The sequence below is a fragment of the Intrasporangium flavum genome, assembly GCF_001956915.1.
In the GTDB taxonomy this organism is placed as follows: Bacteria; Actinomycetota; Actinomycetes; order Actinomycetales; family Dermatophilaceae; genus Monashia; species Monashia flava.
The window spans coordinates 35,287-52,567 of sequence record NZ_MLJO01000006.1 but is presented as its reverse complement, the minus strand read 5'-3'; the positions used below and the strand labels follow the sequence as shown (position 1 = coordinate 52,567).

14 protein-coding genes are annotated in these 17,281 nt (G+C 74.5%); 8 read left to right on the top strand and 6 right to left on the bottom strand.

The annotated features are described in order from the left end of the window. Positions 1-33: 33 nt before the first annotated feature. Positions 34-1,254: an ATP-binding protein gene (locus BIV28_RS05600; protein ID WP_076260055.1), complete on the top strand. Its 1,221-nt coding sequence runs from the start codon at positions 34-36 to the stop codon at positions 1,252-1,254. A gap of 165 nt (positions 1,255-1,419) precedes the next feature. On the opposite strand, the gene BIV28_RS05595 is transcribed toward BIV28_RS05600, so the two are convergent. Beyond that, positions 1,420-2,130, bottom strand: coding sequence for a DUF4386 domain-containing protein (locus BIV28_RS05595; protein WP_076260053.1), 711 nt, complete (start codon positions 2,128-2,130; stop codon positions 1,420-1,422). Between the two features lie 93 nt (positions 2,131-2,223). Between BIV28_RS05595 and BIV28_RS05590 the strand changes: the two genes are divergently transcribed. The 3 genes from BIV28_RS05590 to BIV28_RS05580 all read left to right on the top strand — a co-directional run bounded on the left by BIV28_RS05590 (position 2,224) and on the right by BIV28_RS05580 (position 4,987). Next, on the top strand, positions 2,224-2,931 hold the full coding sequence (locus BIV28_RS05590) for a TetR/AcrR family transcriptional regulator (protein ID WP_076260052.1): 708 nt from the start codon (positions 2,224-2,226) through the stop codon (positions 2,929-2,931). Positions 2,932-3,098: 167 nt separating this feature from the next. Then, positions 3,099-3,965: a hypothetical protein gene (locus tag BIV28_RS05585; RefSeq protein ID WP_076260050.1), complete on the top strand. Its 867-nt coding sequence runs from the start codon at positions 3,099-3,101 to the stop codon at positions 3,963-3,965. Positions 3,966-4,117: 152 nt separating this feature from the next. Next, positions 4,118-4,987: a peptidoglycan DD-metalloendopeptidase family protein gene (locus tag BIV28_RS05580; RefSeq protein ID WP_076260049.1), complete on the top strand. Its 870-nt coding sequence runs from the start codon at positions 4,118-4,120 to the stop codon at positions 4,985-4,987. A gap of 67 nt (positions 4,988-5,054) precedes the next feature. On the opposite strand, the gene BIV28_RS05575 is transcribed toward BIV28_RS05580, so the two are convergent. Continuing rightward, positions 5,055-5,624: a dihydrofolate reductase family protein gene (locus tag BIV28_RS05575; protein ID WP_076260047.1), complete on the bottom strand. Its 570-nt coding sequence runs from the start codon at positions 5,622-5,624 to the stop codon at positions 5,055-5,057. 132 nt (positions 5,625-5,756) lie between these two features. Between BIV28_RS05575 and BIV28_RS05570 the strand changes: the two genes are divergently transcribed. Next, the gene (locus tag BIV28_RS05570) at positions 5,757-6,221 is read left to right on the top strand and encodes a hypothetical protein (protein WP_076260046.1); all 465 of its coding nucleotides are present in this window, start codon (positions 5,757-5,759) and stop codon (positions 6,219-6,221) included. A 53-nt stretch (positions 6,222-6,274) separates the two neighbouring features. Here the strand turns inward: BIV28_RS05570 and BIV28_RS05565 are convergent, their stop codons facing one another. Continuing rightward, positions 6,275-7,015 (bottom strand): metal-dependent hydrolase, encoded by a 741-nt coding sequence (locus BIV28_RS05565; protein ID WP_207555796.1) that lies wholly within the window; start codon positions 7,013-7,015, stop codon positions 6,275-6,277. Positions 7,016-7,263: 248 nt separating this feature from the next. Between BIV28_RS05565 and BIV28_RS05560 the strand changes: the two genes are divergently transcribed. Next, positions 7,264-8,307: a YdcF family protein gene (locus BIV28_RS05560; RefSeq protein ID WP_076260043.1), complete on the top strand. Its 1,044-nt coding sequence runs from the start codon at positions 7,264-7,266 to the stop codon at positions 8,305-8,307. Between the two features lie 136 nt (positions 8,308-8,443). After that, entirely contained in the window at positions 8,444-9,517 is a 1,074-nt protein-coding gene (locus tag BIV28_RS05555; protein WP_076260041.1) for an alkene reductase, read from the top strand. A gap of 101 nt (positions 9,518-9,618) precedes the next feature. On the opposite strand, the gene BIV28_RS05550 is transcribed toward BIV28_RS05555, so the two are convergent. The 3 genes from BIV28_RS05550 to BIV28_RS05540 form a co-directional block, all read right to left on the bottom strand. Beyond that, complete coding sequence (locus BIV28_RS05550; RefSeq protein ID WP_207555795.1) at positions 9,619-10,155, bottom strand: hypothetical protein; 537 nt, start codon at positions 10,153-10,155, stop codon at positions 9,619-9,621. Positions 10,156-10,186: 31 nt separating this feature from the next. Continuing rightward, positions 10,187-15,754 (bottom strand): ATP-binding protein, encoded by a 5,568-nt coding sequence (locus BIV28_RS05545; RefSeq protein ID WP_076260038.1) that lies wholly within the window; start codon positions 15,752-15,754, stop codon positions 10,187-10,189. A gap of 102 nt (positions 15,755-15,856) precedes the next feature. Next, positions 15,857-16,753, bottom strand: a complete 897-nt coding sequence (locus BIV28_RS05540; protein WP_076260166.1) for an aminoglycoside phosphotransferase family protein — start codon at positions 16,751-16,753, stop codon at positions 15,857-15,859. A gap of 111 nt (positions 16,754-16,864) precedes the next feature. Here BIV28_RS05540 and BIV28_RS05535 point away from each other — a divergent pair, with 111 nt between their 5' ends. Then, positions 16,865-17,281 (top strand): hypothetical protein, encoded by a 417-nt coding sequence (locus tag BIV28_RS05535; protein WP_076260037.1) that lies wholly within the window; start codon positions 16,865-16,867, stop codon positions 17,279-17,281.

Here is a 17,281-nt window from a genome sequence, read left to right as displayed (position 1 = left end):
GGTCTGCCGTAGAGACGCGTATAGCCTCCGATCGTGGACCCGATCACGAACCCGTACGCCCCGGGCGCGGGCCAGCGTCCGCCCGAGCTTGCCGGTCGCGACGAGCAGCTGCGCACCTTCGACGTCGTCCTCGAGCGCATCGCCCGCGGGCGCGCCGAGCGCTCGATCGTGCTGACCGGTCTGCGCGGCGTCGGCAAGACCGTGCTGCTCAACGCCCTTCGCTCCTCGGCCGTTCGGGCCGACTGGGGCACGGGCAAGTTCGAGGCGCGCCCGGACCAGCGGCTGCGCCGGCCACTCGCGGCCGCGGCCCACCAGGCCGTGCGCGAGCTGGCACACCCGCGCGGCGACGACGTCGACCAGGTGCTCGGCACCGTCAAGGCCTTCGCCCTGCGTGACAACCCGACCGGCGCCAAGCTGCGCGACCGGTGGCAGCCGGGGATCGACGTGCCCACCGTGTCGGGTCGGGCCGACAGCGGCGACATCGAGATCGACCTCGTCGAGCTGTTCACCGACGTCGGCGGCCTTGCGGCCGACGTCGGCAAGGGCATCGCGTTCTTCATCGACGAGATGCAGGACCTCGACCCCGACGACGTCTCGGCGCTGTGCGCGGCGTGCCACGAGATCTCCCAGTCCGGCCTGCCGGTCATCGTCGTCGGCGCCGGCCTGCCCCACCTGCCCGCGGTGCTCTCGGCGTCGAAGTCCTACTCCGAGCGGCTGTTCCGCTACTCGCGCATCGACCGGCTGCCCCGCGAGGCCGCCGACCACGCGCTCGTCGGCCCGGCCGCCGAGGAGGGCTGCGCCTTCACCCCCGACGCCCTCGACGAGATGTACGCCGTCACCGCCGGCTACCCGTACTTCATCCAGGCCTACGGCAAGGTCGTCTGGGACGTCGCGCCCACCTCGCCCGTCACGGCCCAGGACATCCGCGTCGCCGTGCCGGAGGCCGAGGGCGAGCTCGCCGTCGGGTTCTTCGGCTCCCGCTTCGAGCGAGCCACCCCCGCCGAGCGCGAGTACCTGCGCGCCATGGCCGACGCCGCGATCACCGAACCCGCTGCCTCGCAGGAGGATCCGCATCCCGAGGAGCGCGAGGCCGTGCCGACGTCAGCGGTCGCCGAGGTGCTCGGGCGCAAGCCGCAGTCGCTGTCGCCGGCCCGCGACTCACTCATCAAGAAGGGCCTCATCTACTCGGGCGAGCGGGGCCTCATCGCCTTCACCGTCCCCCACTTCGGCCGGTACCTGCGCACCCAGGCCTGACCGCGCTCCTCCGGGCCCGACTGCTTCTTCCGGCGGCGTGGCCCCTCGGTTGGCGATGCTGCTCCGTGCCGCGCCGGACCGCCGTAAAGGCGTCCGTCGAGCTGGACGCAGGCCCCTTCCCCGAGGGCTTCCACCACGTCGAGTCGTAGGTGCCGCAACGGGTCGTCACTGCGACGGGCCCGAATCCGTTGCCGCGCTGAGCGACGGTGCCGTCGGTCGCCCCGCCCGCGGCGCCTCGGGCGCGGGCTCGATGCCCCTGAATGCCAGGACGGCGGCCAGGCAGATCTCCCAGGCGAAGAGCGGTACGGCCAGGGCGGGGACCGGGTGGGCCACGCCGAACAGGACGGCGAGGTTGCCGCCGGCGACGAGGAGTGCGCCGCCGATGCCGAGGACCGGCACGAAGAGCGGTACGAGGCGGCGTCGCAGGAGCAGTAGTGCGAGGACCGTGGCGTTGACCGGGTTGACGAGCCCGGGGCCGACGAGGAACGTCCAGTCGTGGACCAGCTGGAGGGCTGCGGTGACGTCGCCGCCCAGCTGCGGCGGGGCCGTGGTGGCGGGGCGGGCTACGGCGGGCAGCACCGCGACCACGCCGACGAGGACCACTGATGCCTCGAGGGTGCGCAGCGCCACGTAGCCGAGGGCCGGGCCGGCGCCGTGCGGACGCAGCAGCGGGTAGAGGGCCACCGCCGTCCCGACGACGGCCAGGGCCAGGACCACCTCGAGCAGGGCGGCGACGAGGACCGAGGAGCGGCCCGCGAGCGCGCTGGCCGCGTCGAGTCCGGAGCCCCCGTAGAGCGGGAGGGCGGCCACGGAGGTGACCCAGGTGACGAGGAAGAGGACCGCGGCGAGGCGGGACCGGACTCGTGGACGGCTCATCGTGTTCTCCCGGTGGTTGTGAGGTGTACGCCGTACACCATCGATCTCCGAAGGGTGGCATACGATGTACACCTCGTCAACGTCGGAGGGTGGATGGCGCGTCAGCAGGGCACGGACCGTGTGCCGCTCAACCGGGCCCGGGTGCTGCGTGCCGCGGTCGCACACGCCGATGCGCACGGCATCGACGGCCTCAGCATGCGGCGGCTGGCGGAGTCGCTCGGGGTCGTCCCGATGGCGCTCTACAAGCACGTCGCCGACAAGGAGGACCTCCTCGACGGCATGGTCGACACCCTCGTCGCCGGCATGCCGAGGGTCGCGGCCGAACGGCCGAACCGGTGGAGGACCGCCGTGCAGGACACGGTGCTCGGCGCCCGCGACGTCGTGACGAGCCACCCGTGGGGCCGCCGGGCCGTCGAGACGCGCGTCGTGCGCACCCCGGTCGTGCTCGGCCACATGGAGCACCTGACCAGCCTCTTCCTCGCGGGAGGGTTCACCCCCGACCTCACCCACCACGTCATGCACCTGCTCGGCAACCGCATCTGGGGCTTCAGTCCCGAGCTCTTCGACGAGTCGGGCGCACCGACCCCGACCACCGGGACCCGACGCCGCACGTCCGGCGAACCCGACCCGGCCGACTACCCGGGAATCCTCGCGGTCGCCGCCGACGCCCGCGCCCGTCGCCCCGGCGCCACGAGCTGCGACGAGGACTTCGAGTTCGCCTTCGCCCTCGACGTCCTGCTCGACGCCGTCGCACGGCTGCACCGCGCAGGCTGGCAGTCGCGCCCCGCTCCGGCCGGCTAGCCGGTCGCGTCCACCCGGGGTGCCGCCCGTACGCGTTCCGTGTGCGACCCGGGTCGCGCTGCAGGGCAGCCGTTCTCGCGCCACGGGTGGATGCGCCTGGAGGCCGGCGGCCGTAGCGTCCGAGCCGGGCCAGAGCCGCGCCCGCCCCGAACGCCCGAGGAGCCCCGATGCCCACCGCCCGACACCGACCACCCGCCCCCACGGGCTCCCGCGCGCTGCTGATCCCCGCCGCAGGCGTCCTGGCCGCCCTGGCCGCCGTGGCCCTGCTGCCCTTCCCCGCCGCGTCGCTCTGGCCGGGCGGCGGGTATTCCGACGTCGCCGCGCTCGGTGCCGCCCTCGCACGCGGCCTCGAGCACTGGTGGCGGTCCGGTGCGGTCGACGCCGGCCCCGACCTCGATGCCGCCGTGGCCTTCTGGGCGCGCTTCCACGTCGTCAAGGCGATCCTGTCCGCGGTCCTGCTCGTGCTCGCGGTGCGGCTCGGCCGGCGGACGTGGCACGAGTACCGGCAGGCCACGGGCCGGGGGCGACGCGCCCGGCTCGCGGTGGCGGGCCTGGCGGTGTCGCCCGTGCTCGTGCTCGCGGTCCTGCTCGTCGCCGCGAACGTGCAGGGCGCCCTCGCGCCGCTGTCCTCGGCCCTCGGCCTGCTGCCGGTCGGGCGCGTGGGCGCCGGGTCGGGCTCGGGCGGGGGCGGTCTGGCCGGCACGGTGCGCGAGATCCGGCTGGCGCTGCATTCGCCCGACGCGTCGGTGCCGCCCGCGCTGGCGCGCCTCGTCGGCGACTTCGCGGCCTACCACGCGGTCATGGTGGGCGTCGGCGCCGTCGTGACGCTCGGGCTGGCCGCCGCCGCGGTGCGGGTCCGGCAGCGCCGCCGCGGGGTCGAGGCCGAGCCCTGGCGGCTGCGCGGCCCCCGCCTGCTCACCGCCACCTCGATCCTCGGTCTGGCCGTCGCGTTCGCGGTGGTCACGGCGGCCAACCTCAGCACGTACCTGCACCCGGCGCCGGCGCTCCTCGGCTTCTTCGAGGGCGGGGCCTGACGCGTCGGCCCGGGTGGGCGGATGGGGAGTGCTCCCCGGTTCTCGGCGCGCCGCGACGAGCGTCGCTGCCCTAGCGTGATCGCGCCAGGACCGGGGGCGCGACCGCGCCCGCGGCGCAGGGGCCTCGGCCCCGAGACCACACAGGGGATCACATGAAGAAGACCATCGCGGTGGCCGCGGCCGCGGCCGCCGTCGCCGCAGCGCTCGTCGCACCCGCGCCCGCCGCGCAGGCGGCCACCGCCCGCAACGGCGTCTGCGAGACCGGCGAGTTCTGCCTCTACTACAACTCCGGCAACGGCGGGTCGCTCGTCGACCTCGCGAACAGCCAGTCGGACTACGGCACCGGTGCCGGCTGCGTCACCTTCGTGTCGGCCGGCAACGGCCAGGGCCAGTGCGTCAAGAACAACGCCGCGTCGGTGTGGAACCGCGAGGCGGCCGTCGCGACGGTCTTCTACCGCAGCGGCTGGTCCGGTGCCATCGACTCCATCGAGCCCGGCGTCAAGGCCGACCTGCGTTCGGAGCTGAAGAACGAGAACGCCGGCCACCTCGTCGGCGACACCGCGAACGACTCCTTCGAGTACGGCGTCTACCACTCGTCGGCCGCCCGCGTGACCGCCTGGTTCGACGGATACCTCAACACGGCCGGGCGCCACGAGGGCATCGACGTGGCCGACGCGGCGGGCGCGGACGTCTTCGCCGTGCTCGGCGGGACCGTGACCCGGGTGACCGAGGGGAGCGATGCCACCGACGCCCTGTCCACGCTCGCGGTCTACAACGCGACCTACGACAAGACCGTCGTGTACCTGCACCTCAACCCGCTGGGCCTCGCCGTGGGCCAGTCGATCTCCAAGGGCCAGAAGATCGGCGACGAGGCCGCCCGCGGCGCGGCCGGGTCGCACACGCACGTCGAGCTGCGGCCGGGCCGGCAGACGGCGGCGACGTTCAGCAGCGACACCGACCTCGTCAACCCGGTGCCGACCCAGTTCTGGATGGACCGCGGCTACAACGCGTGCTGCCAGTGACCGGCTGAGCCCCGCGGCGCTGCCACCTGCCGACGCGGGTGGCAGCGCCGCCGGGCCTGCGGACGCGTCAGGCGCGGGCGAGCACCGCCAGCTGGACGCCGCCCGGCAGCGGGGTCGTCGACACGTGACGGAACGCGCGGGGCGTCGTGAGGCCGCGGAAGAGCGGCACCCCCGAGCCGAGCACGACGGGGTTGACCTTGAGGTGCAGCTCGTCGATCTCGTCGACGAGCTGCCCGGCGAGGTCGCCGCCCCCGCAGAGCCAGATGTCGCGGCCCGGCTGCAGCTTGAGCTCGCGCACCGCGCCCACCGGGTCGTCGGCGACGACGGTCACGGTGGGGTCCTCGGGCAGGTCGTCGCGACGCGTCACGACGTACTGCGCCAGGTGCGGGTAGGCGCTCGTCAGGCCGGCGTCGAGCGCGGGCTGGTGGGTGGCGCGGCCCAGGACGACGGCGTCGAAGTGCCGGGCCGGGGCGTCGACGCCGAGCGCCTCGCGCACGTGCGTCGGGCACGTCTCGGGGTACTCGGCGAAGAGCGCGGCGAGGGTGAGCGGGTCGTCGACGAAGGCGGCCCAGGAGCCGGCGTCGTCGGCGATGAAGCCGTCGAGCGAGGTGGCGACGTAGTACACGAGCGAGCGCATGGGGGTCCCTGTCGTCGGCGGTCGGCGAGGCGCGTCGGCGCGGTGCCCCACGGTAGCCGGGTGAGGCGTACGCGACCCGAACGGGTACGTACCGCAACGTCCGCAGACCAACCGTCCGCCCCGGGAGACGTCGTGCCGGCCTACCGCCTCGACTCCGTCGCGCCCAGCCTGACCGCGCGCATCGGTGCCGCGACCCCCGGGGGTGCCCGCCGCTTCGCCTTCGCGGCTGCGCGGCTCGCGTGCGGGGTCGCCGGCGTGCACGACCGCACCGCCCTCGACGTCGCCCGCGGTGGGCTCAGCGCGGGACCCGGCATGGACGAGCTCGTCCGCCTCTGGGAGCTCGAACGCCGCCTCGACGCCGCCTGCGACCAGGGCCTCGACCCCGACGCCGCCTACCCCGACGCCGCGACGCTCCGCCTGCACGACGAGTGCGCCGAGGCCAAGGCGGTCGCCTCGGTCATCGCCGCCCTCAAGCCCGACGCGCACGACGCGGCCCGCGAGTCCGCCTACGAGGCGTGGGCCGCCGGCTGCGAGCCGGCCGCGCTCGACGCCCTCGCGGCCCACCTCGGGGCCGCCGACGCCGACGCGAGCTCCTGACCCGAGCGCCTGACCCGAGCGCCGCAGGCGGGCGTGCGGTCGAGCCCGTTGGGTCACCGCGCGGCGGAGCCCACCCCGACGAGCTCGAGCGTCGCGTCGATGGAGGGGAGCAGCACCTCCACACCACCGGCGAGCGAGAAGGTCAGCCACGCCGCGGCGAGGAAGAGCGCCGGCCCGACGACGAACCGCTCCGTGGCGTGGTCGGTGCTCAGCGAGGCGTAGTTGTACCGGTGCCGGTTGAACGGCCAGAACAGCGGGCAGCCCTGGACGGTGGCCATGTCGCCGACGAGGTGCGTCAGGGCGCCGACCGCGACCGCCCACGGCACGACGTCGACCGGGAAGGAGTCGGCGAGGGCGCCCCGGGCCAGCAGCGCGCCGACGACGAGGCACATGAGCGTGTGGCCGACCGTCGCCCGGATCATGCTGAGCCGCAGGGCGGCCGAGGCGATGGCGAAGAGGAAGGCGAGGAAGAGGCCGAGGGCGAGGCCGCCGACGTGGGTCAGGAAGGTCGCGAGGCCGGTGAAGAAGGCGACGCCGAGGATCGAGTGCGTGCCGTTGCGGTGACCGCCCGAGATCGCGCCGACCCCGCGCGCGAGCAGGGCCGTGACCGGTCCGACCGACCTGGCGATCGTGGCGTGGTGGTGGTCGAAGTCGGGCAGCATGGCGGCACCCGCCCCGACGACGGCCGCGACGGGCACCGCCCAGCCGTCCACGGTGACGCCGTGGTCGCGCAGCACCGGCACGAGGGCGAGGACGGCGACAGCACCCGACGTGGCATGCGTCCTACCGAGCACGGCTGGCCGCCAGACCGATTCGCGCATTGCGATGGCGGCAGCCAACGGGGACAACGGATCTCGCGGGCAGCGTCACGCGCCGAAGCGTAGCGGCGACCGCCGACGGCCATCCGGCCACCCACGGCGGAGTCGTCGCGTGGCTCGGGCTCGGCCGGCCGGCGCGTCTCGCCCACGGCTCGCCCGTAGGGTGGGTGCATGACGCCCGGGGCACGACGCTGCAGCGACCGGGCGCCGTGGGGTCTCCCCGCGTGAGGCCGGCCCTCGACCTTGCCGCCGCGGTCCTCGCCCTCGGGCTCGCCGGAGCGTGGTGGCGCCGCGAGCCGCGCCGCTGGCGCATCGGGGTCGCGCTCACGGTCGTCGTGTGGCTCGCAGCCGCAGCGGCTCTCGACGGCCTCGACGCCATCCTCGACGGGACGCGCTGGGGCGACGCCGTCGTGCTCACCCTGCCGTGGGCGCTGGCCCTCGTCGCCGGCGTGGTCCTCGTCGTCAACGGCCTGCGGATGGTCCGGCGCGAGGGCCGCACCCTCGCCAACCTCCTCTCCTTCGCCCTCGGGGCCGCGATGACCGCCGCCACGGTGCTGGGGGTCGCGCTCTTCTGGTTCGGCTCCGGCTTCGGCGGCGGGTCCACCCCGCTCGCGGTGCTCGGCGTCGTCGTCCTGCTCCTGCCCGGCTACCCGGCGCTCGTCATGCTCAGCTACCTGCTCTACTGCCTCGCCTACGTCGCCTCCGTGCGACGCCGTCCGCGGCCCGCACCGGCCGCCGTCGTCGTGCTCGGCTCCGGGCTCGTCGACGGGCAGATCCCCCGGCTGCTCGCCAACCGGCTCGACGCCGCCCTGAGGGTGCTCCACGCCGAGCAGGCCCGGGGCCGCGACCCGCTGCTCGTCCCCTCGGGCGGCCAGGGCGAGGACGAGCCGATGGCCGAGGGTGCCGCGATGACGACCTACCTCGCCGACCGCGGCGTCGACCCGGCGCGGATCCTCACCGAGGACCGGGCCACGACGACCGAGGAGAACCTCGTCCTGTCGCTGCGCCTGCTCGAGGAGCGCGGGGTCGGCGGCCCGCTGCGCGTCGTCACGTCGAACTACCACGCCGGTCGCGCCGCCCTCCTGACGCGCAGCCTCGGCATCGACGCGGACGTGACCCCGGCCCGGACCGCCTGGTACTTCCTGCCCAGCGCCTTCCTGCGCGAGGTCGCCGCCGCCGTCACCTACCGGCCCTGGGTCAACGCCGCCGGGCTGGTGCTGTGGGCGGCGTCCACCGCCGTCGTCGCCGTGGCGGTCGTCCTCGGCTGAGCCGTTCGACGCGGCGCCACGGTCCCACGTGACGCCCGCCACGGAGCCCGGCGTGTCGGGAATGTTCCGGCGTCGACGCGTCGTTGCCCACGACCGTACCGATCGTCGAAATGTCAACGAACGAGGAGCTGTCCCCATGTCGCGTGCCTTCGAGAGCATCCGGGTCGGAGCCTTCGACCTGCCCCAGCGGTTCGTCATGGCGCCCCTGACGCGCAACCGCGCGGGTGCCGGCGGAGTGCCCACCGACCTCAACGTCGAGTACTACCGCCAGCGCGCCTCCGCCGGCCTCATCGTCACCGAGGGCACCCAGCCCTCCGCCGTCGGCCAGGGCTACCTCGACACCCCCGGCATCCACAGCGACGAGCAGGTCGAGGGCTGGCGCCGCGTCGCCGACGCGGTGCACGAGGAGGGCGGCCACGTCGTCGTCCAGCTCATGCACGCCGGCCGGATCGCCCACCCGGACAACAAGGGCGGGCTCGAGTCAGTGGCCCCGAGCGCCATCGCCGCGCCGGGCGAGATGGTCACCGCGAACGGCCAGGAGCCGCACCCGGTGCCCCGTGCCCTCGACACCGACGAGGTCCCCGGCATCGTCGCCGACTTCGTGCACGCCGCCCGCCAGGCCCGCGCCGCCGGCCTCGACGGCGTCGAGATCCACGCCGCCAACGGCTACCTGCTGCACCAGTTCCTCGCGCCGTCGAGCAACACCCGCACCGACGCCTACGGCGGCTCGCCCGAGAACCGGGCGCGCCTGGTCGTCGAGGTCGCCCGCGCCGTCGCCGAGGCCATCGGCGCCGACCGCGCCGGCATCCGGATCTCGCCGGCGCACAACATCCAGGGCGTCCTCGAGGAGGACGCCGCCGACGTCGCCGCCACGTACGGCCACCTCGTCGACGAGATCGCCCCGCTCGGCCTGGCCTACCTCAGCATCCTCGCCGACCCGGCCTCGGACCTCGTCCGCGACCTGCGGCAGCGCTTCGGCGGGCCGGTCGTCGTCAACACCGGCTTCAGCGCCGTGACCGACCTCGAGGAGGTCGAGGACGTGCTCGAGCGCGACGACGCCGACCTCGTCGCCGTCGGCCGCCCGTTCCTGGCCAACCCCGACCTGCCGCGCCGCTGGCGCGAGGGCCTGCCGCTCAACGAGCCGAACCCGCAGACGTTCTACGGCGGCGGCGCCGAGGGCTACACCGACTACCCGTACGCCGCGGCCTGACCGGCCGGCCGACCGACGCGCCGGCCGCCGACGACGAAGGGCCCGACCGGGACGTCCCGGTCGGGCCCTTCGGGCTGTCGACGGCGATCGGGCGACGGCGATCAGGTCAGCAGGGCGTGGATGCCGATGGCACCGAACACGACGACGAGGAGCACGAGGGTGATGCCGCCGAACCACAGCGCCCCGAGCTGCTCGCCGTTCATCTGCTCCTTCCAGCCCAGGTCGGTCGCCGCGCGCCGGACGAGGTCACGGCCCTCGCCGGCGCGGAAGGAGTAGTCGACGACCTTGCCCAGCTTCCCGGTCCGGGCGTCGACGCCGAGCTCGACGCGGCGCTGGTAGCTGAGGACGCGTCCGCGGGAGACCTTCTTCGCGGCCGCGAGGCGCACGCCCGCGGGCCCGGCGCCGCCGCCGTAGGACACCTCGTTGTCGATGTCCGTGATGCCGTAGCGCCCGGGCTTCTTGACGTGGACCTCGTGGGTGAAGACCCGCTTCAGGCCGTGCGCCGCCGTGAGCGTCAGCCACCGCGCGTCGGCGAGGTCGACCGTGAGGTCGAAGCCGTACGGCTTCTCGACGACCGTGTACGGCGTGCCCTCCGCGTCGGCGCGGACGCGCTCCATCAGCTCGTGTGCAGACTCCATCGAACTCCCCTGTGGTGTGGTCGTGCCCGGGTCAGGCCTCCGGCTGGAGGCCCGCCTCGACCGCCGCGATGATGCGCGGCCGGATGTCGTGCGGTGCGACGACCTCGTCGACCGACCCGACGGTGACGGCGCGCTGGATGCTGTGCACGCCGTCGAACTCCGAGGCCACCTGGCCGAGCTTCTCGGCCCGGACCGAGCCGCGCACCTCGGCGAGCTCGGTGGCCAGGCGCGCTCGCTCGACGCCCGACGCCGCGGCGACCTGCTCCTGCAGCTGCGCGACGCGCGGGTCGGCGGCCGTGCGGGCGTCGACGTCGCGCGAGAACACGACGGCGGCGGCCGGTGCGCCACCGAGCACCGAGGCGAAGGACCCCTCGACGGCGAGCACGGTCATGCGCGGGTTGAGCGTCTTGGAGAAGACGACGAACGCGCCACCGTGGTAGCGGGACACGACGGTGAAGACGATCGGGCCGTCGAAGTTGACGATGGCCCGGCCGATCTCGGCGCCGTACTCGAGCTGGAGGCTGCGCATCGACTCCGGCGAGCCGTCGAAGCCCGACAGGTTGGCGAGCACGACGACCGGGCGGTTGCCGCTCGCGGCGTTGATGGCGCGAGCCACCTTCTTGCTCGACCGCGGGAACAGCGTCCCGGCCGTGTACGTGTCGGGGCCGTCGGTGGGCGGGAACCCGCGACGGGGCACCGGCTTGGACTCGATGCCGATGAGCGTCACCGGGATGCCGCCGAGGTGGGCGTCCTGCACGACGGCGGTCTCGGCGTCGGCCATTCCGGCCCAGCGCTCGAGCGGCTCGTGGTCCTGGTCGCTGACGGCCCGCATCAGGGTGCGGATGTCGAACGGCTTCTTGCGGTCGGGGTTGGTGACCGCCGAGAAGATGTCGCCGACGGTCTTGAACCCCGACTCGGGCAGCTCGTGCGGGTAGAGCGTGACGTCGCGGTGCGACGGGTCGCTCGTCGGGACGCGCCTCGGCCCGGACTCGCCCGGCGCCACGTACGCGTGGTCGTAGTGCGCCATGAGGATCGCGCGCGCGCCGACGAGGTCCTTGGCCCAGTACTGCGCCTGGCCGTTGGGGCCCATGACGCGGTCGTAGCCGCCGATGCCGAAGTTGTCCTCGGCGCTGACGCCGCCGGAGAAGTCGAGCGACTGCTTGCCGGTGAGGACCATGGCGCTGTCGGGCGTCATGACGAGGATGCCCTTGGTGTGCATGAGCATCGTGGCCTCGGCGTTCCAGTACGGCTGGGCGCCGACGTTGATGCCGGCGACGACGATGTTGATCTCGCCGCCCGCCTGGGTGAACTCGATGATCCGCTTGAGGGCGCGGGCCACCCAGTCCATGTTCTCGGTGCCGGAGTCCATCGAGATGCGGGCGCCGGCCGACAGCGAGTACCACTCGAGCGGCACGTGCATCTGCTCGGCGAGGTCGATGGCCGCGATGATGCGCGCGCACTCGGCCTCGGCGACCGAGCCGAGCGAGCGCAGCGGGTCACCGGACAGCACGACGCGCGTCACGCCCTGCGGGTGGCGCTGCGTCGGCGTCGTGACGACGGCGACGATGATGCCGGCCTTGTTGAGCCCGACCGGGCGGTCGACCGGCACGAGCGCGCCGGTGTCGTCGAGGTCGTGCTCGACGACGGTGCCGCCCTGACCGGCGATCATCGACTGCAGCTCGTACGGGTACACGAGCCCGCGGCGGCGGGCCCGCACGACCTTCGAGGCGTAGTCGTCGAGCGGCGCGAGCGGCTCGGTGGGCGGGGCGCCGACGGATGCCTCGACGCCGGAGCCCGGCTGGTAGAAGAAGCGCCCGGCGATCGGGGCGGGCTTCTGGTCGGGGGCGGTCGCGACGTCGGCCTCGACGAGGACCTCCTCGATGCCCGCGCCGGCGGTGAGCGGGGCGATCTTGCCGCGCAGCGCCGTCAGCTGGCCGAGATCGGCCTCGATCGTCGGCCAGATCTGCACCCAGACGTGGTTCATGTCGAGGCGCGAACCGCCCGGGCCGCGCGCGGCGCGGACCCGGCGGATGGCCTCGAGGCAGTTGGCGATGGCCCGCTCGACGTGCGGCAGGCCGGACACCTGGCCGTGCTCGTCGCGCACGACGACGATCTGGCGCACCTGCGCGAGGGCGACGAGGCGTCGGTCCTCGGGGTTGTCCTTGGCGACGCACTCGTAGAGCAGGACGTCGTCGGGGGCGTCGAGGCGCGTCACGTCGAACGCGGTGAGGCGCCAGAGGTTGAGGCGGCGGCCGACCATCGGGTGGACGCCACGCACCAGGCGGTCCTCGACGAGGCGGCCCTCGACCGGGCGGAACGTGAAGTAGTCGACGTTCCGCTCGGTGCCGCCGCTGACGGCCACGGCGACCCGACGCGTGTCGTGGGCGAAGCGCAGCTCCTGGAGCAGCGCCGCGAGCCGGTCGCTCGCCTCGTCGGGCGACTCCGGCTCGTCGGGCCAGCGCAGGTAGAGGTCGACGACCGAGTGGCTGCCCTCGGTGCGGGCCCAGACGTCGGCCGACACCGCGGTGTCGAGGGCGCTGCCCGGCACGAGCTCGTCGACGGCGCCGATGCTGGAGGTCAGGTGCGTGTGGCGGTCGTCGAGGGTGTAGTCGGCCGTCGCGAACGGGCGGCCGGCCTCGGTGAAGGTGCGCAGGGCGTGCAGCTCGTGCCCGCGGTAGTGGCGCTTGATGAGCACCTCGAGCATCGGCTCGTGCGCCTGGATGCCCTCGGGCGTGTCGGCCGAGGCGTGCAGCCGCTCGGCGAGGAACCGCACGATCTGCTCGGGGATCGCCGCGAGCTCGTCGACGCGCAGGGCGTGGTCGGCGGCGTCGGCGTCGGCCGCGAGGGCCGCCACCTTGTCGCGGACCCCGGCGAGCACGCTGGCGCGGCCCTCGTCGACGAGCGGCTGGTCGAACCAGCGGAACCGGACGCTGCGCGCGAGGTCGCCGATGACGGGGAAGCGCAGCTGCGTGGCGACGACGAGGCGGTCGAGCGCGTCGCGGGCCGACGCGTCGAGCGGGGGAGCCGGGACCGGCTCGGCGAGCCAGCGCTGGAGCACCGACGTGGCGAAGGCGATCTCGGGTGCCGAGCGCTGCTGCGACAGGAAGATGCGGAACACGGCCTCCTCGAGCTCGGGGGTGCGCTCGAAGTCGGTGAGGCCGTAGTGGCGCAGGACGCGGGCGAGCTTGTCGCGGAAGTCGGTCGGCAGGCCGGCCCGGTCGGGGTCGAGGCTCTGCAGGTAGGTGTGGAAGAACTCCTTCGGGCTGTGCACGAGCAGCTCGGTGTGGCGCTCCTCGAGGGCCGGCCGGTTGCGGCTCAGCTCGGCGAAGTCGCTGATGAGGTCGAGGATCGCGATCTCCTCGACGAGCGGCTCGTCGCCGCGCGGGCCCGTGGCGGCGAGCTCGTCGCGGGCCGCGAGGTAGGCGGCGAGGGTGCCGCGGTCGCCGCCGTCGGCGCCGCCGTCGAAGCCGAGGACGGTGGCCGAGAGGTCGGCCAGGCCACGGGCGGCGCGCTGCTCGGCCGTGGCGGTGCCGGTGGTCGGCTCGGGCAGGTCGAGGTCGACCGACTCGTCGGCCGCCGGGGCCGCGTCGGCCGCCTCGTCGGCGTCCTCGAGGGGCTCGAGTCGCACGAGCGGCGCACCGGTCTCGACCTGGCTGCCGACGCTCGCGAGGATCTCGCGGACCCGCGCGGCCATCGGGGCGACGAGGACGGTCTCCATCTTCATCGACTCGAGGACGAGCACCGGGGCGCCCGCGGCGACCTCGGCGCCGACCTCGACCGGCGTCGCGACGACGAGCGCCGGCGCGGGGGAGCGGACGACGCCGCCCTCGTCGCGGCTGACGCGGTGGGTGACGCCGTCGACCTCGACGAGCTGCACGGGACCGTGCGTCGCCGTGACGAGGCGGTGGTTGCGGCCCTCGACGCTGATGCGGCCGGCGTACTCGTCGATGAGGTCGAGCTCGGCCTCGACGACGTGCTCGGCGCCGCCGCCGGCGACGGTGACCCGGTAGCGGTGCGAGGCCGTGCGCAGGACGGTGACCTTGTAGGCCGTGCCGCGCAGCTTGAGGTCGATGGCGCGGCCGACGGTGTGCTGCACCTGCGGGCGACCACCGCGCGCGGACTCGAAGAGGCGTGCACGCTCGATGGCCTCGGCGTCCTCGTAGGCCTCGATGCCGGCCGCGACGAGCGCGACGCCGGAGTGGCGGTGCGAGACGAGGCGGCCCTCGGCGCGGACCCGGTCGATCCAGCCGGTGTCGGCCGAGCCGTCGATGACCTCGGGCTGGTCGAGCAGGTCGAGGATGAAGGACTTGTTCGTCGAGCCGCCCTCGATGACGACGGTGGTCTCGGACATGGCGCGGCGCAGGCGGGCCAGCGCCTCGTCGCGGTCGCGGCCGTAGGCGATGATCTTGGCGATCATCGAGTCGAAGTCGGCGGGGATCGAGTCGCCCTCTCCCACACCGGTGTCGACGCGGATGCCGGGGCCGGCGGGGAACTGGAGCAGGCTGATGCGCCCGGGGCTCGGGGCGAAGTCGCGGTCGGGGTCCTCGGCGTTGAGGCGGGCCTCGACGGCGTGGCCGCGCTCGGTGGGCCGGCCCTGCGGGAGGGCGTCGAGGCGTCCGCCGTCGGCGACGTGGATCTGCAGCTTGACGAGGTCGGTGTCGGTGACCGACTCGGTGATCGGGTGCTCGACCTGCAGGCGGGTGTTGACCTCGAGGAAGGCGAAGAAGCGCTCGCCCGGGTGGTAGAGGAACTCGACGGTGCCCGCGCCGGCGTAGCCGACGGCGATCGCGAGCCGCTCGGCGCTGTCCTTGACCTCCTGCGCCTGCTCGGGGCTGAGCACCGGCGAGGCGGACTCCTCGATGACCTTCTGGTTGCGGCGCTGCACCGAGCAGTCGCGCACGCCCACGGCCCACGCGGTGCCCTGGCCGTCGGCGATGACCTGCACCTCGATGTGGCGGGCGCCGGTGACGAGCTTCTCGAGGAAGACGACGCCCGAGCCGAAGGCCCGCTCGGCCTCGTCACGCGTCCGCTCGTAGGCGTCGGCGAGGTCGGCGTCGGAGTCGACGCGGCGGATGCCGCGCCCGCCGCCGCCGGCGGTCGCCTTGAGCATGAGCGGGTAGCCGATGCGCCCGGCCGCGGCCGTGGCGTCCTCGAGCGTGTCGACGCCGCCGCGGCTCCACGGCGCCACGGGCACGCCGACCTCCTCGGCGATGAGCTTGCTGCCGATCTTGTCGCCGAGCTTGGTCATCGCCTCGGCGCTCGGGCCGATGAAGGTGACGCCGATGCGGTCGCACAGCTCGGCGAAGGCGGGGTGCTCGGCGACGAAGCCCCAGCCGACCCACGCGGCGTCGGCGCCGGTCTCGCGCAGCGCGCGCTCGAGGACGGCGTAGTCGAGGTAGGGACGCGCGGACGCCGGCCCCAGGTCGTAGGCGTGGTCGGCCTCGCGGACGAACATCGCGCGGCGCTCGCCCTCGGTGTGCAGGGCGACCGTCTCGATGCGGTGGCCGTCCGGCCCGGCTGCTGCGTTGAGGTCACGCACCGCGTGGATGAGCCGCATGGCGGCCTCGCCGCGGTTCACGATGGCGATGCGCGAGATCATCGAGTGCTCCTTCACAGGGGGCTGACGGGGTGGTGTCGCACCCTGCAGCCTTCCACGCCACCTCGGTGACCGGCGAGTAGAGGGTGTGGGTCGTGTCGGCGATCAGGTCAGCTCGGCGAGGACCGCCTGCACCATCCGCCGACCGTGCTCGGCCATCCGCGGGAAGGTGTGCCGGTAGTACCCGATGCCGGTGAGCGAGGGTGCGAGCGCCCAGCCGCAGGCCCGCAGCCACGTCGCGTCGTCGGGGGCCACGGCGTCGCGGTACGTGTCGCGCGCTGCGCCGGTGAACGTCCACAGGGCGGCCGCGACGTCGGGTGCCGGGTCGCCGACGCCGAGGGCGCCCCAGTCGATGACGGCCCGGAGCCGACCGGCGTCGACGACGAGGTTGCCGGGCTGGAGGTCGCCGTGGATCCACACGGGGTCGCCGTGCCAGTCCGGTGCGGCGAGGCACGCGTCCCAGGCCCGCTCGGCGGCGGCGAGGTCGAAGCCGTCGTCGTGGCCGCGCAGCCGCCCGAGCGCGGCGCGGACGGCGTCGTCGGCGTGCCGCAGCGGCGTGCCGCGCGAGCCGGGCGGCTTCGAGGGGCCGCCGGCGGCCTCGACCGCGTGCAGGGCACGGGTGAAGGCCGCGAGCTCCCGGGCGAGAGGGGCGTCGTCGGAACCGAGGCGCGGCGGTGTCGTGCCCTCGACCCACGGCACGACCGCCCACGCCCACGGGTAGCCCTCGCCCGGGCGCCCGAGGTGCGCCGGCACCGGGACCTCGGCGGGCAGGTGCGGCGCCAGGCCCGGGAGCCACCGCGCGTCCGACTCCGCCTGGCCGGCCGCGTACTCGACCTTCGGCATCCGGACGACGAGGTCCTCGCCGAGGCGGAAGAGCACGTTGTCGGTGCCCTCGACGTCGTCCGGCAGCGGCGTCACCGGCCGGTCGGCCCACTGGGGGCACTGCGCGTCGACGAGCCGGCGCACCAGCTCGGGGGTGGCTCGGACCTCGTCGGCATGCATCGGCACGCCGACACGCTAGGTGGCGGCGCGCCCGGCGGGCGAACCCTTTTGCCGCGCAGTAGCGTCGGCCCACGGTGCGCACAGGGGCGCGCCACGTCGACAGGGGATGACATGGGGACGACCTCTCCTGACGCCGGCGGCTCGCCGCGCGTCGACCACCGGGCGCCCGCCGCGCCGCAGTACGCCGAGCACGGTTCGCAGTCGCCGACGGGGGCCGTCGAGCGCAGCCTGCGCCGGCCGCTCAGCGTCGGGCTGGCGCTGGCGCTCGTCGTCGGCAACGTGCTCGGCTGGGTCTGGTTCGTCGACAGCCAGGACCGCCGGTTCGAGTCGCTCGAGTCTCAGGTCAACGAGGCGCAGTGGCAGGGGGCCGGGCTGACCGTTGCCGACCCCGACCTGTGCTGGCTCCTCGGTGCGCAGGCCCGCGCGGCGGGTCATGCCGACGCGTTCCTCGCCGCCACGGGTTCGGAACCGCAGTTCACCGCCTGCCAGGAGGCGGCGGTCCACGGTGCCCGCGGCGAGCCACGCTGA